Origin of the sequence: Pseudoalteromonas sp. SG41-2, from assembly GCF_014164535.1 — a bacterium.
In the GTDB taxonomy this organism is placed as follows: domain Bacteria; phylum Pseudomonadota; class Gammaproteobacteria; order Enterobacterales; family Alteromonadaceae; genus Pseudoalteromonas; species Pseudoalteromonas rhizosphaerae.
On the sequence record NZ_JACJFK010000001.1, the window covers coordinates 24,046 to 47,721 of the forward strand.

General features: G+C 38.7%; 21 protein-coding genes. 15 read left to right on the forward strand and 6 right to left on the reverse strand.

Features of this window, described 5'->3' with window-relative positions; translation table 11 throughout:
- The first annotated feature begins 575 nt into the window (after nucleotides 1-575).
- The 5 genes from H5186_RS00090 to H5186_RS00115 all read left to right on the forward strand — a co-directional run bounded on the left by H5186_RS00090 (nucleotide 576) and on the right by H5186_RS00115 (nucleotide 3,262).
- Nucleotides 576-1,031, forward strand: a complete 456-nt coding sequence (locus tag H5186_RS00090) for a hypothetical protein (protein ID WP_182793893.1) — start codon at nucleotides 576-578, stop codon at nucleotides 1,029-1,031.
- A gap of 297 nt (nucleotides 1,032-1,328) precedes the next feature.
- On the forward strand, nucleotides 1,329-1,709 hold the full coding sequence (locus H5186_RS00100; protein ID WP_149982415.1) for a hypothetical protein: 381 nt from the start codon (nucleotides 1,329-1,331) through the stop codon (nucleotides 1,707-1,709).
- A gap of 59 nt (nucleotides 1,710-1,768) precedes the next feature.
- Nucleotides 1,769-2,146 (forward strand): VOC family protein, encoded by a 378-nt coding sequence (locus H5186_RS00105; RefSeq protein WP_149982414.1) that lies wholly within the window; start codon nucleotides 1,769-1,771, stop codon nucleotides 2,144-2,146.
- 268 nt (nucleotides 2,147-2,414) lie between these two features.
- Complete coding sequence (locus tag H5186_RS00110) at nucleotides 2,415-2,834, forward strand: hypothetical protein (protein WP_182793896.1); 420 nt, start codon at nucleotides 2,415-2,417, stop codon at nucleotides 2,832-2,834.
- A gap of 200 nt (nucleotides 2,835-3,034) precedes the next feature.
- Entirely contained in the window at nucleotides 3,035-3,262 is a 228-nt protein-coding gene (locus tag H5186_RS00115; protein WP_182793898.1) for a hypothetical protein, read from the forward strand.
- A 249-nt stretch (nucleotides 3,263-3,511) separates the two neighbouring features.
- Here the strand turns inward: H5186_RS00115 and H5186_RS00120 are convergent, their stop codons facing one another.
- A complete protein-coding gene (locus tag H5186_RS00120) occupies nucleotides 3,512-4,279 on the reverse strand; it encodes a hypothetical protein (RefSeq protein ID WP_182793900.1) in 768 nt (255 codons plus the stop codon).
- A 362-nt stretch (nucleotides 4,280-4,641) separates the two neighbouring features.
- Between H5186_RS00120 and H5186_RS00125 the strand changes: the two genes are divergently transcribed.
- The 3 genes from H5186_RS00125 (at nucleotide 4,642) to H5186_RS00135 (ending at nucleotide 7,394) form a co-directional block, all read left to right on the forward strand.
- Nucleotides 4,642-4,962 carry a DUF2834 domain-containing protein gene (locus H5186_RS00125; protein ID WP_182793903.1) on the forward strand — a complete coding sequence of 107 codons (321 nt, stop codon included), beginning with the start codon at nucleotides 4,642-4,644 and terminating at the stop codon, nucleotides 4,960-4,962.
- Nucleotides 4,963-5,302: 340 nt separating this feature from the next.
- Nucleotides 5,303-6,157: a CPBP family intramembrane glutamic endopeptidase gene (locus tag H5186_RS00130; RefSeq protein ID WP_182793905.1), complete on the forward strand. Its 855-nt coding sequence runs from the start codon at nucleotides 5,303-5,305 to the stop codon at nucleotides 6,155-6,157.
- A 586-nt stretch (nucleotides 6,158-6,743) separates the two neighbouring features.
- Nucleotides 6,744-7,394 carry a membrane protein insertase YidC gene (locus tag H5186_RS00135; RefSeq protein ID WP_182740834.1) on the forward strand — a complete coding sequence of 217 codons (651 nt, stop codon included), beginning with the start codon at nucleotides 6,744-6,746 and terminating at the stop codon, nucleotides 7,392-7,394.
- A gap of 100 nt (nucleotides 7,395-7,494) precedes the next feature.
- On the opposite strand, the gene H5186_RS00140 is transcribed toward H5186_RS00135, so the two are convergent.
- Both H5186_RS00140 and H5186_RS00145 read right to left on the reverse strand, forming a co-directional pair.
- Nucleotides 7,495-8,127: a trimeric intracellular cation channel family protein gene (locus H5186_RS00140; RefSeq protein WP_145233460.1), complete on the reverse strand. Its 633-nt coding sequence runs from the start codon at nucleotides 8,125-8,127 to the stop codon at nucleotides 7,495-7,497.
- 224 nt (nucleotides 8,128-8,351) lie between these two features.
- Nucleotides 8,352-9,368 (reverse strand): LacI family DNA-binding transcriptional regulator, encoded by a 1,017-nt coding sequence (locus tag H5186_RS00145; RefSeq protein WP_182793907.1) that lies wholly within the window; start codon nucleotides 9,366-9,368, stop codon nucleotides 8,352-8,354.
- Between the two features lie 340 nt (nucleotides 9,369-9,708).
- Here H5186_RS00145 and glk point away from each other — a divergent pair, with 340 nt between their 5' ends.
- The 7 genes from glk to H5186_RS00180 all read left to right on the forward strand — a co-directional run bounded on the left by glk (nucleotide 9,709) and on the right by H5186_RS00180 (nucleotide 19,111).
- Nucleotides 9,709-10,707 carry a glucokinase gene (gene glk, locus H5186_RS00150; protein WP_145233464.1) on the forward strand — a complete coding sequence of 333 codons (999 nt, stop codon included), beginning with the start codon at nucleotides 9,709-9,711 and terminating at the stop codon, nucleotides 10,705-10,707.
- Between the two features lie 35 nt (nucleotides 10,708-10,742).
- Entirely contained in the window at nucleotides 10,743-11,756 is a 1,014-nt protein-coding gene (locus H5186_RS00155) for a LacI family DNA-binding transcriptional regulator (RefSeq protein ID WP_145233466.1), read from the forward strand.
- A gap of 480 nt (nucleotides 11,757-12,236) precedes the next feature.
- The gene (gene edd, locus H5186_RS00160; protein ID WP_182719541.1) at nucleotides 12,237-14,087 is read left to right on the forward strand and encodes a phosphogluconate dehydratase; all 1,851 of its coding nucleotides are present in this window, start codon (nucleotides 12,237-12,239) and stop codon (nucleotides 14,085-14,087) included.
- Between the two features lie 32 nt (nucleotides 14,088-14,119).
- Nucleotides 14,120-14,740: a bifunctional 4-hydroxy-2-oxoglutarate aldolase/2-dehydro-3-deoxy-phosphogluconate aldolase gene (eda, locus tag H5186_RS00165; protein WP_145233470.1), complete on the forward strand. Its 621-nt coding sequence runs from the start codon at nucleotides 14,120-14,122 to the stop codon at nucleotides 14,738-14,740.
- 18 nt (nucleotides 14,741-14,758) lie between these two features.
- Entirely contained in the window at nucleotides 14,759-15,763 is a 1,005-nt protein-coding gene (gap, locus tag H5186_RS00170) for a type I glyceraldehyde-3-phosphate dehydrogenase (RefSeq protein WP_145233472.1), read from the forward strand.
- A 281-nt stretch (nucleotides 15,764-16,044) separates the two neighbouring features.
- Complete coding sequence (locus H5186_RS00175) at nucleotides 16,045-17,169, forward strand: sterol desaturase family protein (protein WP_149982407.1); 1,125 nt, start codon at nucleotides 16,045-16,047, stop codon at nucleotides 17,167-17,169.
- A gap of 187 nt (nucleotides 17,170-17,356) precedes the next feature.
- A complete protein-coding gene (locus tag H5186_RS00180; RefSeq protein ID WP_182793909.1) occupies nucleotides 17,357-19,111 on the forward strand; it encodes a hypothetical protein in 1,755 nt (584 codons plus the stop codon).
- A 198-nt stretch (nucleotides 19,112-19,309) separates the two neighbouring features.
- On the opposite strand, the gene H5186_RS00185 is transcribed toward H5186_RS00180, so the two are convergent.
- The 3 genes from H5186_RS00185 to H5186_RS00195 form a co-directional block, all read right to left on the reverse strand.
- Nucleotides 19,310-20,584, reverse strand: a complete 1,275-nt coding sequence (locus H5186_RS00185; RefSeq protein WP_182718565.1) for a leucine-rich repeat-containing protein kinase family protein — start codon at nucleotides 20,582-20,584, stop codon at nucleotides 19,310-19,312.
- Between the two features lie 88 nt (nucleotides 20,585-20,672).
- Entirely contained in the window at nucleotides 20,673-21,386 is a 714-nt protein-coding gene (locus H5186_RS00190; protein ID WP_145233481.1) for a YebC/PmpR family DNA-binding transcriptional regulator, read from the reverse strand.
- 180 nt (nucleotides 21,387-21,566) lie between these two features.
- Complete coding sequence (locus H5186_RS00195; protein ID WP_182718566.1) at nucleotides 21,567-23,636, reverse strand: M13 family metallopeptidase; 2,070 nt, start codon at nucleotides 23,634-23,636, stop codon at nucleotides 21,567-21,569.
- Nucleotides 23,637-23,676 lie beyond the last annotated feature (40 nt).

The following is a 23,676-nucleotide window of genomic DNA, read 5'->3' on the forward strand; positions in this document are numbered from 1 at the left end:
AAAATATGTTCCTAAGAAATCTACTCATTGGATTAACAATAGTGTTCGCTTGGTTGCCAACTACCTTTCTAATGATTATTGGTGGACTTTATTTCCTAACAAGTATTGTAACTATTTTCTTTGTACCACTTAGTTTTACTTTGCAATGGTTGTTACCATTGGTTGGGGGGCTTTTGGGGTATCTAGCTCTAACTTCTTTAAGTTGGGGGTTGAATATAGCGCTAAAAAAAAGATTAATATTTCTAATTTTAGGTGTAGCTTCTTTGCTCTATGTGTATTGGTTGAGCTGCAATTATCAAGGAGAAATTGTTAGCTTAAGTTTAAGCTGGTATAAATTATTTATAATTGGAGGTCCGCTATTTTTTAGTGTTATCCATATCCTCCTTCACCTTTTATGGTTGAAAAAATCAGCATAATTTTTTCTGGTATGTATGTTTTAGTATAAGCACAATAAACTCTAAACGTAACACCAATTCATAAAACGTGCAGATACCATTGCGTTAAGTAATCATGATTGGTGTCAATAAATATTCTAATATTTATATGTTTGAAATACTATTTTGGGAAAGGGAGTTATGAGAATTTTATTAAAACAAAACAAGTTAGCTAGTGTTAAGCTGTTTCATAGTTTTGTCACTAGAACGTTATTTTGTGGCATGTTTGCTTACTATCTTGTTGAAATCTCAAAAGCCGCATTTTTAAAGCAACTTGGATATATCGCCTTGTTTTGTGCATTATCCTTGATAAGTGAATACGTTATGTCAAAGCCAAAAAAGTCAGTGGCCGTTGCGATTGATGGCGATGTTTTGATTGTATTGGGTGCACGTATAAGTATTACCGAGATCAGTGAAATTTTATATGTACAAGAGAAAAGGTTTGAACATATAGTAAGGTTTCGTTTTAAAAATCAGACTTATCAAGATTTTGAATTAGCTTCTCCTGATTTAATTGAAGATCTACGCTTTTACAATTTTCTAGTTGAAAATCAATTACCAGTTAAGATGCTAGATAGTTGTGAGCGTGTTACTTAGTATTTCAACATAACAAATTGTTCAAGAGCTATTCTGCACGCGTGGCATTTTTACTATGCGTTCGGTTTAGTGGTTAAGGTGGTATGCAGACGCTTTGGTATTGCGTGCCTCACACCTTAACAAGGTGTTGAGGCTGTAGAATTACTATTTTCTAAGAATAACAGCTTGTTTTATGGGTTCCAAAATGCATTACCTAATGCTTTAAAAACGCTTAGAGTTAATTCAGAAGCTCTATTTTTTAATTGAATTTGGCTGTAGGAGTTACTCTACAGCCTTGTTTGGCATTCAAGGGGGAGTATGATTAAATTTAAAGTAGTTAGCATAATTACAGCAGCTATTGCATTCACTTTGTGTTTGGTTCTTATACTTATTCCGGAAGTATTATTTATGTTGTTTAATATTGATGAAAATAACTCTGCTTTCTTTATCGGTAGAAGGGCTGCAATGTTATTTCTCGGAATATCAGTGTTTAGTTGGTTTGGCCGAAATGCTGAGCATTCAGAATCTAGGCAGGCTATATGTTTGAGTCTTTCCGTTTCTATGTTTGCATTGGCTTTTCTTGGTAGTGTTGAATATTTACGTGGATTTGCTGGTATAGGTATTTTACTGGCAGTTATTACGGAGGCTAGTATTGCCTTGCTGTATTATAAAATATGGTTAAGTTGTAATAATGTCTAACAAGGTCTTAAACATAAATTTAGAATCAGAGTTGGGCTTACAAAAAACAGAGATTACTCATGGTTAACGTATATTTATTTACAGATGATTATGACCGACTATTTAATTTTTATCATAAGACTTTAAAATTTAAGGATCTGGACTGTGTTCTAACCTTTCCTGAAAATGATAATGCCGGAATATGGCTATTAAATTCACACGGAAATCCTACCGGATTGAGCTATTTCGGCTATGAAGTAAAAACTAACTTTTTATCCTATTGCGATAGCCTTATTTCACTTGGCGTAAAATTTGAAATGGTTTGGAGTCAGCCAAGTGGATATGTAGCAAGGTTCTTTGATTCTGATGGAAATACGATTCAAATTACATCTGAATGCTTTGATGATACTAATGAGGTAGACACTAGCAATTGGGGTTTCTTTAATGCTATCAAATAATTGCATAAAATCGTAAATAAAAAAATGAGTTCTTAGCTCCATAAAAATCCTTAATTACGATAATGACGAACCAAGGAGAAACTAGTAAAAATTGAATCAAAAGATTAATTTGATTATGGTTGTTCAGCAGTAAAATAAATTTAAACGAGTTATTTTTTAGGCTCGTTAGTTTCATTTATGTAGCCTTCACTTTTTAACTAGGTGGGGAAACTACTTTTTATGAGCTGTATTTATCTAAAATTTCTTCATAAATAATAGGGTTAATGGGATGTCAATGTACTCTCAAGAGTTTAAAACTGAGCTTAAAAAGTGTAATATTTTTAAAATTAAAAGTCCCAAAGGTGGGCACTATAACGACCGTTTTGAACTTAATGCTATTATTGCAGCAGAAAATGAAGCTCAGTTGTTAAATTATTTAGAACTGTTAGGCGTTTGTCATACAGTCCATAATGAAGAACCTAAACAATGGTGCCCACCGCCAATAGTATTAAATGGCACAAAAAAATGGATTGAATATAATGCCCAATGTGAATGTTTTGGCTATAAAACGTGTGTGCATATAGGAACTACCAACCTTACAATTGAGTTTAATTTTAATTCCGACAATCTCTATGAAGTATCAATTAATGATTTAAAAAGAGCTGTAGAATTTGAAAAGACATTAAAATTAAATGGCTTTGTCTCTTAAGGTAACCAAGCTTATCGATTAACGTTAAGTTACAAGAAAGAGGTCATCTTCTTAAAACTAACAACGTATACGGATTGTTCTTTCGCCATAGGAATTACTAATATTTCAGGTCGCGTCGGCGGAAAAATTATAAATTAACAAACCCATCTACTTCTATTTGTTTGTTGGGTCTAAAATGGTTTTCGTATTGAAGGTGTAAAATGCCTAGGCTAACTAATAAAATGCTTGATGAAATGCAGGAAAATGTAGTGGATTTTGAACTGATTTTTGGTATTGATAATCCCAATTACTTGCCATACTGGACTGCTTATATGAGAAATGACGAGCGCAGACAGTTCTTATTAAATGAAGGCTCAACATTTTTAGATTTTAATAAGGAAATGTTCGAACATGATTTTGATTGGTTGCAATGGGAAGCAATCATTTGAAAATAAAGCACAATGAAAGACATTGTAGTAGTACAGTTTTTTAATGTTAAAAAACTTTATAGTCTCGTTAATTTAAATAGCTTATGTGAATTGCGCGCCCAACTTTTGACTTACACGGGCGCATCTTGGGCATATTTGGTAAGCAGTAAATAAAAAGCTGAGCTTAATGGGACTCAAAATGAGCTCTCTAAACTGATAAAATATAACCAATAATCTTCGAGTGGCGATTACATTGCACAAATATGTGATTTATCTTACACATAAGGCTTCAGATTGCTCGGTAAATGGTAATGGTAATTCACATTTATAATTACCCCCCATAGCATTTATTTCAAATGCTAAGTTATTACCTTGCCAATTAAAGTTTTCAAACCACCAGTTGCCGTCTTTTCCTATAAGATCAATGATTGAGTCGTCCGTTTTATTTATGGCACTACAAACATGTTTAATGTTTGTTGGGCCATCAAATAGGGATGTACTGTAATGCTCAATGGTAAAACATGGGTTTATTTCAGAATTATTAAGAATAAGACGAAACAGACCTTCTGCTTCTTTTACATTGCCAAACTCTATATGTTTAACAGCAGGAGGGATGACAACCTCATTCTTTTTTACCGCTTTTTGGTGCTCTGCTTTAACGTCTTCTTCCTTTTTGGGTTTGTTTTTTAGCTCACAACTAATCGTCATATTTGACAGTTCTATAGTACAAGCTTGATCAGCCCAATAGGCAGCAACAAAGAAATATAATCGGTGACCTGAAAAATTAATATCAAAAGGGTAGATGTTAGGATCATCAGCTAAATTAATGCCTTTGGTGACCTGACAAAAGCGGACCTCTTTATGGGTTGTTAGGTTTTTAACCTGAATACAAGGAGCGCCATTTTTTATATAAGCGGCAAACTCCGGTTGCTGATCATCTCTGAAGTTGTCTGTTGCATAGAACTTATATTGACTAATGTCATCGGCTTTAGCGACACTGGCGATGAGTAAAATAAGTAACACACATATCTTTTTCATTTTTTATAAGCCTTATAGCTAATCAGGGGTTTTTATAAAAAAACGGAACAACACTTTAACTATTTTAAAGGTTTTTGCAATAGAGTTGTTATGGTGGGTATTTTGAAAGACTAATAATTTATGTCATATCTTTGATAGTTAATGGGCGTCTCTTATTTCACTAGGTAGTTTGGAGTTGTAATTATTTGGTTCATATTAAAAAACACCAAATCACACTAACCACTTCAAAAGCCGTTAATCACTAAACGATTGAATCAAAATAGGAATTCGGCTATGGTTGATACAATAATAAAAATAAATTAAAAACGAGTTATTCTACAGATTCATTAGGGCTTACTAAAAACAGTTGCAAGGATGGTGAAATGGTTAGGTTTTATCTGGTTCTTACTTTATTAGGAATTTTACTACCTTATGGCGCCTTTGTTCCTTGGCTAGTTACAAATGGTTTAGATCTTGGTCTCTTGTTTAATGACGCGGTGACAAATTCTATCAGCGTATTTGCTTGGCTTGATGTTGTAGTGTCTGCCGTTGTTTTGTTGGGTTTTATCATTGTCGATGGTCACAGAAATAAAGTGACATATCGATATTTTGCTGTGCTGGGCACGTTGTTTGTGGGTGTGTCGTTTGGGCTTCCACTTTATCTTTACCTTAAAGAAAAGCAGTCCCTTGAATCACAGCCCTAACAAATAAGTTGTGGCGTTAATAGTTATCTTCAAGTATTTGGCGGTTTCTATATTTTATTACTTATTGGTACTGAATTTAAAATCGCCATAATTTTCCAGATGTAAGCAATGGGACGTAGTTACTGGTAGTAGCCCTATTTTTAGCGCTATTGGTACTTCAATGATGTTATTTATTTCGATACTAATGCCATTTATAGTGCTTTGTATCATTGATATTAAATGCAAAAAGCGGATAGAACTTTTTTACTTTTATAAATGCCATGCTGCTGGTCGGATCTGTAAAAGGCGTTAATTAAAGTAAAAAGCCTTTTTAAAATCTAAAACATAAGATTACACATTCATGGCTTTTTGTTTCCTAGCGCTATCTATTTTATGCGTTTTTCCATTTTGTAAGATAGTAATTTTACGCCAACCAATTTGGCAATACTTACTGCTGCTAAGTGTTATAACTGCCTATTATCAGGAATATATAAACTTATACGCAGTTGTTGTTATTGTGTTTTATTTAGGCTTATTGCACTTTTCGGTATCTGCAACCTCTGCGTTAATACGCCGTATCTTAACGCCTTTATTTGTAATAGCCTCACTTGGTTTAGCCTTACATTGGTTCCCCGGTTTTAATAACCAGCCTATTGTTGTTAATGAACAGCTTACTAGCAATGCAATTGCATTTACCCTGTATGCTAATTTCGATAAAGCATTAGCGGGTTTGATGCTGAGCGCTTATTTTTTTACAAAAAATAAAACGCTAAAACCAATAAGCGTAGGGCATCCACTTTCGATTATTGCCATCACGATTTTAGCTGCACTCATCACTGCTTTCATATTGGGCCTTATGGAGTTTGCGCCTAAAGTACCCGAATTTTGGTTTTTATTTATAGCAATTAATCTATTTTTTACCTGCGTTGCAGAAGAGGCGTTATTTAGAGGGATAATACAAACTAAGCTTTCGAAAGTGATAACCTCGGCTCGGTTTGCATTACTAGCGCCTGTGATCACTACTGGTTTATTTTCACTCGCACACTTTTCAGCTGGAGCTAGTTACATGCTAGTGGCAGCTGTTGCAGGTTTGGGCTATGGATACATTTTTTATAAAACTCAGCGTTTAGAGTGGGCTATTTTATGCCATTGGTTCGTTAATGTGTTTCACTTTTTCTTATTTACTTACCCTATGCTTGCAACACCCTCTTATTAAATAACTATATGCTATCAAGTACTGATGGTGTCATTTAAGTTCATGATTTGATGTGAAATAACTAAAAAATGTTGTTCTGAGCATCACAGACAACATTGCTATTTATTACTACGACTACTGCTTATCCGCCTCTGGGCTTACTAAAGGAAATGTCATCTACTTAAAAGCAGATTCACAACATGCTGATGATTTTTTAAGGAGAAATTAGTTTCAAAGGCTGTGTGAAATATAGAACGTTAAGTACTGGGTTGAGGTAGAAAACGATCTTAATATAAAATTAGTTAATTTTCCCTGCAGTGAATAATTCAGTTGAATTTCTTGTGTAAATATTAACCAGCAAGAAGTGATCGAGAGTTGAACTAGCTCCCAATCTTCGCTTACTTGAGGTTTTTTGCTCAGCTTTAGAAACTCGATATAGCTCATAAGTAAGAAACGTTTAAATGTCTTTATCATGATAAAAAATAGCTTTATTTGTTAAATATCATTAAAAAAGATCCATCAGCGCGATAATGAACATTAATAAACATCTTGACATAATATGTCGAGATGTTTACTTTTAATACATCAAACTGAAAGGGAAGTTTAAATGGAACTTTGGAATTTTTTTACGAGCTTTATCGTGCAGTCTATCGCCTTTCTTACTCAAGAAGTCGGGCTAAGCCAAGCTTTAGCTATTATTTTATTTACACTAATTGGTCGCTTAGTTTTAATGCCGATTAATTTGTTAGCGATGGCCAAAACCGTTAGTAACAAAAAGGCGATAGCTGTATTAAAGCCTGAGCTTGATGAAATAAAAAACAAATATAAAGATCAACCCAGTGCAATAGCTAAATCTACAATGGCGCTCTATAAAAAGCACAACATTAAATTTATTGATAAAAAGAGTGTGTTAAATATGGCAGGTCAAGGTTTATTTGGCTTTGGTACGTTTCAAGCTCTTCAACAAATCGTGTTTAATAGTAAGTTTGCGTGGATTGCGAGCATAGCAAAACCCGATATTGCACTTTCATTGTTGGTGGGTGTGATCACTTATTTTTCTATGGCGATGATGCCTGGAACTGCTGAGCAAACCAGTACCTTATTATTTATTATTCCAGCTGTGATTTGTGTTATTACCTTAATAAACTTCCCCTCTGCTATTGGTTTATATTGGGCAACATCAAGTGGTACAAGTTTATTGCAATCTTTATTACTCAATAATTACTTTCAAAATAAAACAGTCTGTAAAACTATTTAGTTTTAACGTATGAAAATAATATTTTTGGCTGTTTCAATAGCCTAAGAAGTAATTGGACTATTGAAAAGCTCAAGAGCAGGGGGTTAATAAACGACTGCCTTTACTGTTCATTTTTCAAATTAGCTGGTTCTAATAAACTAAACGTAGGTAAGCGCCATTTAAAGCGTACCGATGCCATGCGTATTAAATACCCTACAACTAGGCTTGTAATAACGCTGATGTTGTCATCAATGTTGTAGTGGTGTAGTGCTAGATATAAACAAGCTACAATCAGCGCTACGCTGGCGTAAAGCTCATGATGTAATACTAGCGGCGCTTGGCGACAAATTAAATCACGTAATAATCCACCAAATACGCCGGTAACAATAGCAGCGACTACACAAATACCATAGTGCAAACCCATATTAAGCCCCACTTGGCAGCCAATAATACTAAATGCGGCAAGCCCAAGGGCATCTAAACGCATAAAAATGCCTTTAAATTTAACCACCCATTTTGCAAGCCAAGTTGTAATAATACCGGCAACGCAGGTGATCAATAAATATTCTGGATGTTTTACCCAAGTTAAAGGGTAATTGCCAAGTAAAATATCGCGTACGCTGCCACCACCAATTGCTGTGGCACTGGCTACTAACATAACCCCAAACCAATCCATGTTTCTGCGCCCAGCACTCAGCGCACCGGTCATGGCTTCGGCTGTAATACCAATAATATAAACAATAGTTAATAGCATAAGATATTCACTTGAATTTTTAAGAGCAAAAATAAAAGTGCGATTGTAGAGAGAAACTAATAAAAAGACGAGTGAGAAATTACACTAAAAACGCTCAGTTTCAGATAAAAAAAACTAATGTGAAATTAATGTGTGAATTGGCTGTTAATAGTACGTTGACCTAGCGTGTAATTATAAAAAAATAAGGACAAAAGACCGTAAATAATGTAATAAAATATATGTAGTTAGCTGGAACCTCGTGCAATTAGTCGCGGTGTTAGTAGGGTGCTTTGTACTTGTTCACCACGAATTAGTTTTAGTAAGTTTTCAACTAGCATTTGTCCTGCAATTGTGGTGTTTTGCTCTATGGTTGTGAGTGGCGGGTTTATATAGCTGGCAATCGAAATATTATCAAAACCTATCACGGCTACATCTTTTGGCACGTTGATATTGGCTTCTTTTAAGGCGCGTATTGCACCTATAGCAATCAGATCGCTAGCTGCGAAAAGGGCATTAAAGGTAATGTTGTTGGCAATAAGCGAACGTGTGGCATGATAACCAGACTCTTCGGTCGAAATCGCATTCGCTATTTTTCGCTCGCTTAAGGTAATAGCATGTTGTTTTAACTTGTCTTTAAAGCCATTAAAACGGGCAAAAAATTCAGGGCTATGATCAGATGCATCACCAATAAATGCGCAATCAGTTCGGTTATGCGCCAATAAATGCTCAGCAGCAAGTTGGCCGCCGCCATAGTTATCACAGCTAATTGTTAAATCGGCACGATTATCTACCGTTGCTCCCCAACAAACAAATTTGGTGTTTTGTTCAAGCAAGGTATTAAATTTAGGCTGAAAATCAATGTAATCGCCATAACCTAATAAAATAATACCATCAGCACGGTGACTGTCTTCGTAGTCCGCTTGCCAATCTGAGCTTGCAGATTGAAACGATACCAATAAGTCATACCCTTCTTTTGCGCAAGCACGCGTTATGCTGCCGAGCATCGCTAAAAAGAACGGATTGATTTGTGATTCATCTGCTGTGGGATCTTCAAACAGTAACAAAGCCAATGTACTACTTTGTTGAGTTCGAAGGTTACTCGCATTTTTGTCGACTTTATAGTTAAGCTGTTTGGCTACCTCAAAAACACGTTTGCGGGTTTCTTCATTAACCAATGGACTGTTGCGCAAGGCGCGCGAGACAGTGGATTGTGATACCCCTGCGTAGTGTGCAATGTCAAACGATGTAGCTTTACCTTTCATACACAACCTAACTATTTCAAGTAACTAAAGTGCAAATAACTCGTGTTATTCTCGTTTATTTGCTGATTTTTACAAGCTATTTATCAGTAATTTATCAGTAATTTAAAATTTTTATTGATCCAACCCTGACACCGGTGTCATAATGCGGGTGTTTTATCATTTTGTTGTCAAAACGTATTGGCTGCCCATTTAGTTGGGCAGCATTTTTTTATACTAGAGTAACTACTTTGAGGTGATAGCTCAAAGTTTATCTCATAGCGATAGCAAGACCATTGAAATTACAATAATAAGCACGGTTATAGCTAAGTATATAAACCGCTTAGACAAAAGAGAAAACACGATGAACTCCAAGCCAAATTCAGAATTCGATCCTATCTTAGTGGCCGACATCGGCGGCACTAATGCCCGTTTTGCTTTAATTACTGCTTTTAACCTACAAGAAAAACAATTCGTTATTGAGCATAATATCATTTTTCCCAGTGCCAATTTTGGTTCATTGGAAGCGGCAATAACGCATTATTTATCTCAAGTTAGTCATATTCAACCTCGACGCGCGTGTTTAGCCGTGGCTGGACCGATAAAAGCAGGCCAAGTACATTTAACTAATTTAGGTTGGCACTTTAGTGTCGAACAAGTAAAAGCTGAGTTTAATTTAGCTCAACTGGAAGTGATCAACGATTTTGCTGCGTTTGCCTATGCAGCACCTTATTTAGATCCACAACAAAACATTGCAGTTAAAGCAGGACAAGCCGATACTGATGCAAATATTGCAGTCATGGGTCCGGGCACTGGTTTTGGTGCGGCGTGTTTAGTGCGTACTAGCCAATCACGTGCTGTTTTGAGTTGTGAAGGTGGGCATATAACATTGGCATCAGTGAGTGAATTAGATACTCAGCTGATCATCGAGTTACGTAAGCTATTGCCACATGTATCGGTCGAAACAGTATTTTCAGGGCCGGGTATTGCTCATTTGTATCAAGCCATGGCGGCTGTAAAAGGTGTCGATGCTAAGAATTTAACCGCTGCACAAATTAGCGAATTAGCAAATAGTGGTGAATGTGCCATTTGCGATGCTACGTTAAATCAATTTTGTGATTGGATTGGCAGTGTCGCAGGCGATTTAGCACTGGCATTTGGTGCGTTAGGTGGTGTGTATATTGGTGGCGGTATTTTACCGCGTATGCAAGCTCGTTTACTTGCTAGTCGTTTTGTTGAGCGTTTTGGTGCTAAAGGGATCATGTCGCAGTATGTGAGCCAAATACCAGTGACGTTAGTCACACAAGATAATATTCCACTTATTGGTGCTGCTGCATGTTTGCACGTCAATGAGCAGTCATAATACATCGCTCATAGGGGTGTTATTGGGAAGGTTGGATGAAGAAAGTTACAATAAATAGTGTTGCAAGTTATGCTGGGGTCTCTAAAAAAACCGTGTCTCGGGTTTTAAATAATGAACCTAATGTTAGTGATGCAACCCGTGAAAAAGTTCTTAAGGTTTTTAAAGAGCTAGATTACACTCCTAACCCGATCGCCAGAGGTTTGGCGCAAAATCGTAGTTTTATTATTGGTTGCATTTACGATAACCCGAGTAAAAGTTATATCACTCGGGTGCAAACTGGTGCGCTTGCTGCGTGTCAAGAAAACAACTATAACTTGTTGATCCACCCATGTGATTTACGTGGTGATGCGTTGATCAGTAATATTGAGCATTTACTACAATCTTCTCGTCTTGATGGCTTGGTATTGACGCCGCCATTTTCAGATTTTAAGGTATTAGTCGATTTTCTCAAAAGTAAAAAAATTCCGTATGCACGAGTTGCATCAGCAGTGCTTGAAGACGATTCAATTTCAGTACGCAGTAATGATGAGCAGGGCGCATTTGAGATCACTGAGCACTTAATTAAGCTTGGCCATAAAGCGATCGCGTTTATTAAAGGCCACCCAGATCACAGTGCCACTGAGCAGCGTTTCAAAGGTTATCGCAGAGCGCTTAGTACGCACGGCATTGAATTTAATGAACGTTTGGTTGAAGAGGGTAACTTTAGTTATCATTCTGGGGTCGATAGTGCGCGCAGCATTTTAGATTTAACCCCACGTCCAACCGCCGTATTTGCATCAAATGATTACATGGCTGCGGCGGTATTAAAATTGGCAACACAACGTCAATTTAAAGTACCCGATGATATTTCTATCGCGGGTTTTGATAATGCGCCAATTGCTCGTCATATTTGGCCTGGTCTTACTACCATAGCGCAACCGGTTGAAGAAATGACCAAACAAGCGGTTACTAAACTGATTGAGCATATTGGTGATCCGCAAGAGCAACCGTATCAGGTTACGCTTGAAGCGCGATTAATCACACGCGAGTCTACCGCACAAGTTAGATAAAGGCTTTTCACAGTTGCCCGAGTTTGAGTGACGCTTACTCGGGCATTTTTTTGCTTAACAAAGCAGTCTGCATGTTGTTGCTATCTGGGTTTTTTTATCCGCTCATAGGTACTTACGATTGATATCATTTAGATTATAAAAAGATATTATAATCAATAAATTAAAGTAAAAACTCCTCACATTTTCTAGCACTCCAGCAACACAATTTAGCGACCAAGCTAGATCCCCTAATGAAAAATTATTTTCGTTCATTATTTGGTCATTTAAAATATTTAAACTAAATTTATAGGATAGGGTTGACACCGGTGTCACAGTCATGCGTTAATACAGTGACACCGGTGTCAGGTTGATTGTGAGAGACAACCTGCCAACGTATACCTTTGAACGGGTAAATCAAAGATGCTCAGTGCAAGTTCATTCGTGGAGTATGCACTTGCCACTGAGCCTTTATCCTCTAACCTTAGAGATGAGTCGAATTTTATGTTACATCCTCGTATTCAAGAAGTCACCGAACGCGTCATTGAACGCAGTAAAGCTACTCGCCAAGCCTATTTAGAACGCATCAATCATGCAAAAAAACAAACAAGAGTTCGTTCTGGTTTAGGTTGTGGCAATATCGCCCATGTTATGGCTGCGTGTAGTAGTGACGATAAAGCACGTTTAAAAGCTGATGAGCAGCCAAACTTAGCGATTATCAATTCATATAACGATATGCTATCTGCGCACGTGCCATACAAAGATTATCCAGATTTAATTAAAGACATTGCTACAAAGTACGATGCCACAGCTCAAGTTGCAGGCGGCGTGCCAGCCATGTGTGATGGCGTAACTCAGGGCCGTGATGGCATGGAGTTATCGCTTTTTTCTCGTGATGTAATTGCGATGTCGACAGTTATTTCATTATCACACGATGTGTTTGATGGCGTATTTTGCTTAGGCGTGTGTGACAAAATTGTCCCTGGTCTATTAATTGGTGCTTTATCATTTGGTCATCTACCGGTGTACTTTTTGCCAGCAGGCCCGATGCAGTCAGGCATTCCAAATAAAGAAAAAGCCCGTATTCGTCAAAAGTTTGCTCAAGGCTTAGTAAGCCGTGATGAGCTTTTAGAAGCGGAGAGTGCGTCTTATCACAGCGCGGGTACTTGTACGTTTTACGGTACTGCAAACAGTAACCAAATGTTGATGGAAATTATGGGCTTGCACCTTCCTGGTAGCTCGTTCATCAATCCATATACAGAATTGCGTGATGGTTTAACCGGTAATGCGGTAGAAACCATGCTTAAACAATTGATTCAAAGTAAAGATGCCAATTGCTTAGCGGATGTTGTAACTGAAAAAACCATTATTAATGGTTTAGTTGGTTTGTTAGCAACCGGTGGCTCTACGAATCATGCAATTCACTTAGTGGCAATTGCCAAAGCGGCAGGTGTTGAGCTGACATGGAAAGATATGTCGGATTTATCAGAAGTGGTGCCACTACTAACACGTATTTATCCAAATGGTTCTGCTGATGTAAATCATTTCCAAGCAGCCGGCGGCATGGGTTTCCTTATGAGAGAACTCGTTGGTGCAGGGTTCTTGCACAATGACGTTAAAACCATTGTTGGCGAAGGTCTCGAGGCGTATACCCAAGAACCACGTTTAGATACTGACAGTAACCTGATCATGACGAGCGCAACAGGCCCAAGCAAAGTTAAATGGGTACCGTGTCCAGAGAATTCATTAGACGAAGATGTACTTCGTCCAATTGACAACCCATTCAGTAAACAAGGTGGCTTACAGTTACTAACTGGTAACTTAGGTAAAGCCGTGATCAAAGTGTCTGCGGTTGCGGTTGAGCATCAAGTTGTTACAGCACCAGCAAAAGTATTTGCTTCACAAAGTGCATTACAAGAAGCCTATACACGCGGTGAGTTAAACCAAGACTTTATTGCTGTGCTAAAAGAGCAAGGTCCAAAAGCCAAAGGTATGCCTGAGCTGCATAAGCTCACGCCAGTAATGGCAACCTTGCAAGATGAAGGTTACAAAGTAGCGATCGTAACTGACGGTCGTATGTCAGGCGCATCAGGTAAAGTGCCAGCGGCAATCCACTTAGCACCAGAGGCGGTTGAAGGCGGCATTATTGCTAAGATTCAGGAAGGTGATTTAATTACTCTTGATGCACCAGCAGGTATCTTAAAAGTACATGTAAGTGATGAAGAATTAGCACAACGTGAATTACAACTTAGCGTACCTAGCTTAACGTTTGGTACGGGCCGAGAGTTGTTCACCGGATTTAGAAATATCGTAAGTAGCGCAGACATGGGCGCTAGCGCCTTTGGAATAGAATAATAATTCGCCAAACTGGGTATGAGGAACACACTATGAGCATAGAAAAAATATTATCATCGGCACCGGTAGTGCCAGTGGTGGTAATTGATAATTTAGAAGATGCAGCGCCACTAGCAAGAGCGCTGTATAACGGCGGTCTAAAAGCACTTGAAATTACACTACGTACACCGATTGCTGCAGAAGCTGTAAAGCTAATGAAAGCCGAAGTACCAGAAGCCTATGTTGGCACTGGGACTGTGGTAGATAAAGCAAGCTTTGATGCATCAGTTGCCGCAGGTGCTGATTTTATGGTGAGCCCAGGCGTAAATGATGAACTTTTAGCACTGGCAAAAGGCACTGATATTCCATTTCTACCGGGCGCCGCAACGCCAAGTGAAGTGATGAAATTAGCCAGTCACGGATTTAAGTTTTTAAAGTTCTTCCCAGCAGAAGCTGCAGGTGGAACAGCAATGCTTAAATCGATTGGTGGGCCATTACCACAAGTAACATTTTGTCCAACCGGTGGCATTAGCCTAGCAACAGCACCTAGTTATTTAGCACTTAGCAATGTTATTTGTGTTGGTGGTACCTGGATGCTAGATAAACAACTAATTGAAAATAAAGACTGGCAAGCCATTGAAGCGCTTGCTCGCCAAGCAAGTGAAGTTAAATAATTTAAGTGGAGTTTTGAAATGATTAATGTAGCAATTAATGGCTATGGCCGTATCGGTCGCAATGTTTTACGCGCGCTTTATGAGTCTGCACAAAATAATGAAATTAAAATTGTCGCAATTAACGACTTAGCACCGGCTAATGTTAATGCACATTTAACACAATATGATTCAGTGCATGGGCAATTTTCTCATAAAGTCACACTTGCTGATAACACCATGTTGATTGGCGACGACGTTATTACTCTTACCCAAGAACGCGACCCTGCTAACCTTCCATGGAAAGCATTAAACGTTGATATCGTTTTAGAATGTACGGGTTTTTTCACTAAGCGTGAAGATGCTGCAAAGCATATTACAGCGGGCGCGAAAAAAGTAATCGTTTCAGCCCCTGGTACTGATTTAGATGCAACCGTTGTTCACGGTGTAAACAGTGATGTGATCACTGCAGATAGCAACATTATTTCTAATGCTTCATGTACAACTAACTGTTTAGCACCAATTGCCAAAGCAATTAACGATACAGTCGGTATTGAGCAAGGTAGCATGACGACAATCCATGCCTACACTAATGACCAAAACTTGTCAGATGTTTATCATCCTGATCTGTATCGTGCACGAAGTGCAACGCAGTCAATGATCCCAACTAAAACCGGTGCTGCTAAAGCAGTTGGTTTAGTGTTACCTGAGCTTGCTGGTAAACTTGATGGTATGTCAGTACGTGTACCTACAATTAATGTATCACTGGTTGATTTTACGTTTATTACTAAGCGTGAAACAACGGCTACAGAAATCAATGAAATTATGAAAGCAGCATCTGTTGGGTCGATGAAAGATATTTTACAATACAACGAGTTACCGCTTGTTTCTATTGACTTTAACCATAACCCAGCGTCGTCAATCTTTGATTCTACGCAAACGAAAGCTGATGGCAAACTAGTTAAAGTGATGGCTTGGTACGATAACGAATGGGGTTTCTCAAACCGCATGTTAGACCAAGTTAAAGCGTTAGGTCAGTACTTGTAATAAGTACCACGTAAAAATTTAGCTTTATCCAACCAAGCCGCGACTATCGCGGCTTTTTTGTGTCTAGCGCTGGGCTGTAGATATGGTATTCTGCGAGCTGTTTTAGTACCAATCGACTTAAATACTTAACCATGCTAGCGAGCTAAATAAAGCGCTAACTGCGTTATAATTTTTTCAAGTAGAACAACTACATGTCAAAATTTACGCCTTGTTATCACTGTATTTATCTGTCGCTATAAATGGTCAGTAACTTAACACGATTGATATAAAAGGAATTACTAATGAAAAATACTCTAAAAACTCACCTGTTTCGTACTAACCACCTACAAATAGGTGAAGGTAATATTAGCGGTTATATCGGCTGCTTTTTAGCTATGCTGTCTTGTTTAGGCGTGCTCGCCTTTCATTTTCCAGAATATTTAACCACACCGGAATTGAGAAAGAGCTACAGTGTCGAATTTTTACGTCAACTGATGTTTGGTGCGCTTATCGTGGCCGGTAGTTTGGGGTTACTTAACTTTGTACGTAACAAAAATAAACGTTTAGGTGCAACTGCGTGGTTTTTTATTGTGCTGGCCATTGCGTTTGGCGGCCCTAATGTTGAGGTGAATGATTTTGCTGATAACACCCCCTATATAGGCCTAGACTGGTTTATATTAGATTTATTGGGCTCAACCTTAATATTTATTCTCATTGAAAAGCTGTTACCGCACCGCAAAGAACAAAAGATATTACGCAGTGAATGGCGCGGTGATCTAAACCACTTTTTTGTTAACCATTTGATTATTGGGTTTGTGTTATTAGTGACTAATCACTTTGTGCACTATGGTTTTGGTTGGGCAGTGTCAAGCACTGTGCAGGGCTACATCAGTCAATTACCTTTTATATTGCAAGTGCTGTTAATTATTTTAGTCGCTGATTTGATGCAGTACTTTGTACACCGCGCTTATCATGAAGTGCCTTATTTATGGCGTTTTCATGGTATTCATCACAGTGCAAAAGAAATGGACTGGCTTGCAGGCTCTCGCCAGCACATTTTAGAAATTTTAGTGACGCGCAGTTTAGTACTTACGCCTATTTTCGTGCTGGGTTTTTCGCAGCAAGTGATCAGCTTATATGTGATAATCGTGGGTTTTCAGGCGGTATTTAACCATGCCAATGTACGGGTGAAATTTGGTTGGTTGAAATATTTATTGGTTACGCCACAGTTTCATCATTGGCATCACTCTTCAGATAAAGCGGCCATTGACCGTAATTATGCTGCGCACTTTTCATTCTTAGATTATGTTTTTGGCACGGCCGTAAAAGGCCAACAAGAATGGCCAGAAGCTTATGGCGTAGTCGGGGACTATGTACCAACTGGGATGTTAAAACAGCAGCTGTTTCCGTTTAAAAAGCAAAAATAATCGCGATATGGGAATCCTTTCAATTTAGTGTTTTCGATAGTGGTCATATTTTATTGAGTATTGGTATGGACAGATAATAACCAAAAAATATATTGCTAAAAAAGGTACTAGTAGTAATAATTGATAACTGAAGGAATATGTATTAGTAGCAACTTTTTTGAAACTAATTAAACACAAGGATTCTATTTTGCAATTTAAATCATTTTTAGTGAGTTTATCTATTTTAGCCGCAAGTGGATGCGGTGGCTCTTCTGGCGACAGTCAAGATACAAAGCTACCTGCTATTTCAGAGCAAACGTTTACGCTCAAAATAACAGCCAATGGTGTTGCCTCAGGCCTTGAAGTGTCATGGATGGATAACAAAGCAAAGCTTACTGCAGACAAGGCTATTGAACTGAGCGCAACGTCAAAAAAATTTGTACAACCAACCTTATTAGCTATACCAGAAAGTATCACATGCGACACACAGCTGAGCAATACAACAACGTTGAATTATAGCCTTGCTGTTAAATGCGTATCTTCTCAGGCGAGTTTTGCACAAACAACTCTTTATTCATATCCTGTAACTATTCGTTATGGCGAGCAAAGTATTCAGTTAAAAGACTCTCCAGTCTCGGTTCCACCACTTACAATGATTGAGCCTGAAATTACAGCGCTTGGCGGGCCACAGATTTGTGAAGTTGATGACTCCTCTAATCTTAAGTTTAAAGTAGCTTGCCGTCCTTATACTGTGGTGTATGAAAAACGTAAATTGTATTTGGTGTTTAGTGAACAAGAACAGCAATTATTGTTTGATAACCCCTACAAAGAGCGGTTAATTGAATCTGAATATTTATGGTTTGATGAGCAAGTTTGGTTTATTACTGAAGGCGCCTCTACGCAATACAAATTACACTCAGCCTCTTTTAATAATGGCCAATTAGGTAATTATAAAGTCCATGATATTAACGCTTCAAGTTTAGCTATTTCAGGCGGTAAACTATTTGCATTAACGTCTTTTCCTGATGGTGTTTATAGTTGGCAAAGTGGTAAATGGAAAGCTGTATCTAACCTAATCAACAATGGGGTTTTGAAAAGTGAATTTATTGCGAATAATCAAGACCTTTATCTAGCGCTTGAAGATAATAATGAGGTTTCATCAAAATCGTATATACAGATCATAAATGCTCAGATCCGAGGGAGAACTGTATTGAGTAAGCAGATCAGTACATTTAGTCATACACCATTTTTTGAATATGATGACATCACTTTTGGTCTAGGTTTTGGTACTGATGAGCAGTTGCTTATAAATGTAATGGACGTCATACCAAGTGCGCGCGATGACGCTGTGTTTTCATTGAATAATGTACGCAATGCTACTATTTGGCAAAATGGTAATAACCAGTTCTTATTTACAAACCAAGACAGTGGTATTGAACAGTTTAAATTCACACGAGAACAAGTAGAGACAAGTACTGCATTCGATTTAACCGCGTTAAGACAAACAACTCCTGATTGGATTGGCGGCGACTTAGATACTTTACTAGCGGGTGATTTTGTAGAGACAGCATCGATAAAATATGCCGTGCTTAAATATTTACGTAAGGCTGATACAGAGCAGTCTGAATTGCAGTTGCAATCACGGCTAAATACCACTCAACCGATCAGAGTTTATAATGAAACATGGCGCACAATTGCGAGTTATGCACGAAGTAATACTAAAAAAATAACTCCTATTGTGAGTGAACAAGGCTATATATTGGTTTATGTAGGTGATGCGTCATCTAATCAATCAACGGGGCAGCTGTGGGCCCTATCAGCGGATAAAGAGTATTTGCTCAAAGATGATGTGTCATGGGAAAGTTATTCAATGAAAGACTTTCATTTTGAGACTATTTCTGAAAAACACCTTGTGGTGTATAGCGAATTTGCCAACGAAGTCATTACAATAACGCTTGATTAACGCTATTTTATTAACCAACTGAGCTTTGGGTGAATTAGTTTGACCAAAGCTCAGTAAAGTTACTGATAGTATAAAAGCATACCAGACACGAAAGCCATATAAGTAGACCAAGGCTTATTTATATTCAGTTTTATTTAATAGCTATGTAGCAAAGCAAGGCGGTAAAGCACGACTCAGAGGTAGAGTCGCGCATAAAAGTTATAGTTTTTCTATTAGTGCTTTAAGAGTTGGTCGTTGGCTCATATCTTCATTCATACATTGTTGAGCAAGTGTTGTTAACTGTGTTGCATCGCTCGTAACTTCAGAACACACGCTCAGTAAATCATCAATTAAGCACCCAATCGCTCTGACTTCAATACGCTGCATTTGTTGGCGCTGATAGTCGGTCAGAGAGTCTAAATTAGTTGCTGCGCCAAAGTCACCAAACAATACTGTGTATTCATCGTTTATCATGGTGTTGTGCGCATATACATCGCCATGACTTACGTTATTGATATGTAAGTGGGCAAGGGTGCTGACCATTTGCTTAGCAATGTGTTTAATGGCGTGAGCAGTGAACTGTGTATGCTCAAAAAAGGTATCGCGGGTGCAAGTATCAAGTGACGGCGGTAAGCCGAGGTTTTGATAGTCCTTACTGATAAGCTCCATAACCAGACCAAGTTGCTCTGGGTTATCGATATAGGCGAGAACGTTTATTAGGTTTTTATGTTCGCCCGCTTGCAAGCAACAGTTTACTTCATCAAGTGGATAGCCATCACTGGTGATCGCGCCTTTAAACAGTTTTAACGCCACATTATTGTGCTGCCACTGTGCTAAGTGAATAATCCCAGACGCACCTTCACCAATTTTTTCAACAAGTGAAAACTCGTTTAGTTGTACGGCTGCTAATTGAACTTGTTGTAAACTTTGTGCTTTATTAAAGTCATTGCCTGCAAAAGCCAGCCAACTGAGTTTTGGTAATTCAAACAGCCAGTCATTAACATCAGTTAAGTTATTCGCAGATAAACGCACGAGTTCAAGCGCTTGGCACTGCTGCATGCTGTGTGGCAAAGTCGTTAGTCGATTACCAGCAAGGGCAAGTTTACGCAGTTGCGTAAGTTCACCAAAAGAGTCTGGCAATTGTTCAATATGGTTGTCAGTTAAAATTAACCATTGTGTCGAAAGCGGCAAACTATGCTCGGCAAATTCACTGATTTTATTGCCTTTAAATGCAATCATAATAAGGGAAGGGCATTTTGCCAATACAGCAGGAATATGCTGGAACTGATTGAATGATAAAAACACCCGCTTTAATTTAGTTAAACTAGCAAATTCGTCGGGCAAATCAGATAAATTATTATTTGATAAATCGAGTACTTCGAGGGTATCTGCAAGGGTAAAAATTTCGTCTGGGAATGTGGTTAGCTCTTCAACTAGTTGTAAACGTTTAGTGCCAGCTAATTTACCACTACGAAGCTGTTCAACGGTATTCAAAATACAAATCCATTTATTTAGGGGTTTAACAATAAGAAAATAAAAAGGCCAATCAAGTTGGCCTTAGTCATAATTTTAGTCAATAAAATTAAAATTGTGCGTTGTGGTACACGTTTTGTACGTCGTCACAATCTTCAAGCATCGCTAAAAAGCGTTCCATTACTTCTACGTCTTCGCCTGCAATGGGTGCTTCAACTTGCGGCACAAAAGAGATCAAATCTTCATCAAACTCAGTAACGCCCATTTCTTCAAGTGCGGTACGGGTGTTGTTGTACTCAGTATGCGGAGCAAAAACAGTGACTTTGCCGGCTTCAACTTCTACGTCAGTAACATCAACGTCAGCCATCATTAGTGCTTCAAGCACGGCTTCGTCATCATCGCCATCAAATACAAAAATAGCTAAATGATCAAATAAGTGAGATACCGAGTTTTGTGCACCAATTTTAGCGTTTGCTTTAGTAAAACATACACGTACATCAGCAAAAGTACGTTTGTTGTTGTCAGTTAAGCAATCAACAATGATCATGCAGTTACCAGGGCCATAGCCTTCGTAACGAGTTGCTGAGTAGTCTTCACCGCCGCCGCCTTTGGCTTTATCAATTGCGCGGTCAATTACGTGTGCTGGTACTTGATCTTTTTTAGCGCGTTCAATTAAACGACGTAGCGATAGGTTGCCATCGGGATCAATACCACCATTTTTTGCGCAAATATAAATTTCTTTACCGTACTTTGAGTAAACTTTAGTTTTAGCACCCGCAGTCTTAGCCATTGAATCTTTTTTGTTTTGGTAAGCTCTTCCCATCTGCGTTTCGCCTTAAATATGTTTTTAAAAGTATAAATTTTGTAGTGCCGTATTCTATACCCAACTCGCTTGGAAATACAGAATTCAGTGGGAATTAAAGTTGCTTTGAGTGAGCAAGCAGCACAAAAAATATAACCCGCAGTTGCGGGTTATATTTTCAATCGAAATGTATCGGGTATATTACCAAATACGTACGCGTTGATCTTCTGGTAAATACAAGGCATCACCCGGTTGTACATTGAATGCTTTGTACCATGCATCGTGGTTACGTGGTGCTTGTGCTCTAAAGCGACCGGGTGCATGTGTGCCACCACGAAGCTGGTTTAACATGCTTTGCTCAGTGCGTTTTTCTTTCCATACTTGTGCCCAGGCTAGGAAGAACCGTTGATCGCCCGTAAGGCCGTCAATAATAGGCGCTTCTTTACCGTTTAGGCTGAGTTTGTAAGCGTGATAAGCCATTGCTAACCCACCCACGTCACCGATGTTTTCACCTAAGCTATTACGACCATTAACGAAGTTACCAGGGATTGGCTCGTATTGACTGTATTGTGCAGCAAGTTGGTCGGCTTTGGCATCAAATGCAGCACGATCGGCATCTGTCCACCAGTTACGTTGTACGCCGTTAGCATCTGATTTAGAGCCTTGATCGTCAAAACCATGGCCCATTTCATGACCAATCACGGCACCAATGCCACCATAGTTTACTGCCGGATCGGCATTAGGATCGAAAAATGGTGGTTGTAGAATTGCTGCAGGGAATACAATTTCGTTAAACGAACTGTTGTAGTAAGCGTTAACACGTTGTGGTGTCATGCCCCAGCGGTTACGGTCGGTTTTTTGCAATTCTTTTGCAGCGCTTTCAGCTCGGAAAAACTCGCGGGTATTTTTGATGTTGCCCATCAAATCATTGCTACTTATGCTTAAACCATCAAATGATTGCCATACATCGGGATAGCCAATTTTAGGCACAAACGCAGCGAGTTTAGCGCGGGCATTTACTTTAGTTTCTGCGCCCATCCAGTCTAGGTTGTCAATACGTTCGCCCAGAGCTGTTCGCAGGTTTTCTACCAATGCTGACATTTGTTGTTTTGATGATTCAGGGAAGTAGCGTGCTACATACACTTTACCAATGGCAAAACCTAATGAATCAGTGCTCGACATTTGGCTGATAGCGCGTTTCCAGCGTGGGCGAGGCTCTTGCTGGCCATTTAGCTCTTTTCCGTAAAATGCGAAGTTAGTATTGAATACATCTTCAGACAGTAGCTCTGCATTAGAGCTTAGTGCGTGATAGGTTAAGTAATCTTTCCATACAGTAACATCTTCTTGATTGATCAATGCAATCATGGCTTTGATCGGCTCTGGTTGCGATACATTTAACTGTGGTACTTGGTATCCTGTTTGTTCAAAATACAGATCCCAATTAAAATCAGGATAGCTAGAGCTCAGCTCGCTGCGTTCGATTTGATTTAGGGTAAGGTCGCGGTTACGACGTTTTTCTCGTGGCCACTGGCCTTGTGCTATTTTGGTTTCAAGGGCTAAAATTGCCTCAGCACGTTCAGTTGTATTGTCAACACCTGCAAATTTAAGCATGTCGGCAATATGGGCTACATAAGCAGTACGAGTTTTAACAAAACGTTCTGAATCTTCAAGGTAGTAAGAACGATCTGGTAAACCTAAGCCGCCAGCACCTAATGACATTTCATATTTATTTGGGTCTAAGCGGTTAAACCACATGCCACCACCAATAGGCGAGTTAACGCCCGTTAACCACGATTGGCCAAACAATTTGGTTAGATCATCGGTTGATGAAACGTTACTAATTTCCGTTAGTAGTGGTTTAATTGGCGACACACCAAGCTTATTAAGGGTATCGGTATCCATATACGCGTTATAGAAATCGGCAACTAACTTTTCTTCAGTATTTAAATCTTTTCGGGCTGCGATCTCTTCAATAATTGCCTTAACACGCTCTTCGCTGCGCTCTGCCAATCCTGCAAATGCACCGTAGCGAGTTTTATCGGCAGGCATAACGTAGTTGTCATACCATGTGCCACTGGCGTACATGAAAAAGTCATCACCTGGTTTTATGGCTTCATTGCGGGCTGTTAAATCTACCCCAAAGCTACCTAATTCAGCTTTTGCTGTCTGGGTTTCGGCACTAGGCTGCTGTTGCGCTTGTGTTGTTTTAGGCTCTGAACAGCCGGTCAGAAATGTGGCAGCAAGTGTTGCTGCAATAAGTGTTTTCTTCATTGGATTTCCCTGAATGTAATTTAATTATTTTTATCTCACG

What these genes read in the sequence shown, in the direction of transcription:
- H5186_RS00115 (WP_182793898.1), top strand. Translation starts at nt 3,035, where the DNA reads ATGCCTAGGCTAACTAATAAAATGCTTGATGAAATGCAGGAAAATGTA.
- H5186_RS00195 (WP_182718566.1), bottom strand. Translation starts at nt 23,636, where the DNA reads ATGAAGAAAACACTTATTGCAGCAACACTTGCTGCCACATTTCTGACC.
- H5186_RS00105 (WP_149982414.1), top strand. Translation starts at nt 1,769, where the DNA reads ATGGTTAACGTATATTTATTTACAGATGATTATGACCGACTATTTAAT.
- H5186_RS00145 (WP_182793907.1), bottom strand. Translation starts at nt 9,368, where the DNA reads ATGAAAGGTAAAGCTACATCGTTTGACATTGCACACTACGCAGGGGTA.
- H5186_RS00155 (WP_145233466.1), top strand. Translation starts at nt 10,743, where the DNA reads ATGAAGAAAGTTACAATAAATAGTGTTGCAAGTTATGCTGGGGTCTCT.
- H5186_RS00140 (WP_145233460.1), bottom strand. Translation starts at nt 8,127, where the DNA reads ATGCTATTAACTATTGTTTATATTATTGGTATTACAGCCGAAGCCATG.
- glk (WP_145233464.1), top strand. Translation starts at nt 9,709, where the DNA reads ATGAACTCCAAGCCAAATTCAGAATTCGATCCTATCTTAGTGGCCGAC.
- edd (WP_182719541.1), top strand. Translation starts at nt 12,237, where the DNA reads ATGTTACATCCTCGTATTCAAGAAGTCACCGAACGCGTCATTGAACGC.
- gap (WP_145233472.1), top strand. Translation starts at nt 14,759, where the DNA reads ATGATTAATGTAGCAATTAATGGCTATGGCCGTATCGGTCGCAATGTT.
- H5186_RS00120 (WP_182793900.1), bottom strand. Translation starts at nt 4,279, where the DNA reads ATGAAAAAGATATGTGTGTTACTTATTTTACTCATCGCCAGTGTCGCT.
- eda (WP_145233470.1), top strand. Translation starts at nt 14,120, where the DNA reads ATGAGCATAGAAAAAATATTATCATCGGCACCGGTAGTGCCAGTGGTG.
- H5186_RS00110 (WP_182793896.1), top strand. Translation starts at nt 2,415, where the DNA reads ATGTCAATGTACTCTCAAGAGTTTAAAACTGAGCTTAAAAAGTGTAAT.
- H5186_RS00135 (WP_182740834.1), top strand. Translation starts at nt 6,744, where the DNA reads ATGGAACTTTGGAATTTTTTTACGAGCTTTATCGTGCAGTCTATCGCC.
- H5186_RS00175 (WP_149982407.1), top strand. Translation starts at nt 16,045, where the DNA reads ATGAAAAATACTCTAAAAACTCACCTGTTTCGTACTAACCACCTACAA.
- H5186_RS00100 (WP_149982415.1), top strand. Translation starts at nt 1,329, where the DNA reads ATGATTAAATTTAAAGTAGTTAGCATAATTACAGCAGCTATTGCATTC.
- H5186_RS00090 (WP_182793893.1), top strand. Translation starts at nt 576, where the DNA reads ATGAGAATTTTATTAAAACAAAACAAGTTAGCTAGTGTTAAGCTGTTT.
- H5186_RS00190 (WP_145233481.1), bottom strand. Translation starts at nt 21,386, where the DNA reads ATGGGAAGAGCTTACCAAAACAAAAAAGATTCAATGGCTAAGACTGCG.
- H5186_RS00125 (WP_182793903.1), top strand. Translation starts at nt 4,642, where the DNA reads ATGGTTAGGTTTTATCTGGTTCTTACTTTATTAGGAATTTTACTACCT.
- H5186_RS00130 (WP_182793905.1), top strand. Translation starts at nt 5,303, where the DNA reads ATGGCTTTTTGTTTCCTAGCGCTATCTATTTTATGCGTTTTTCCATTT.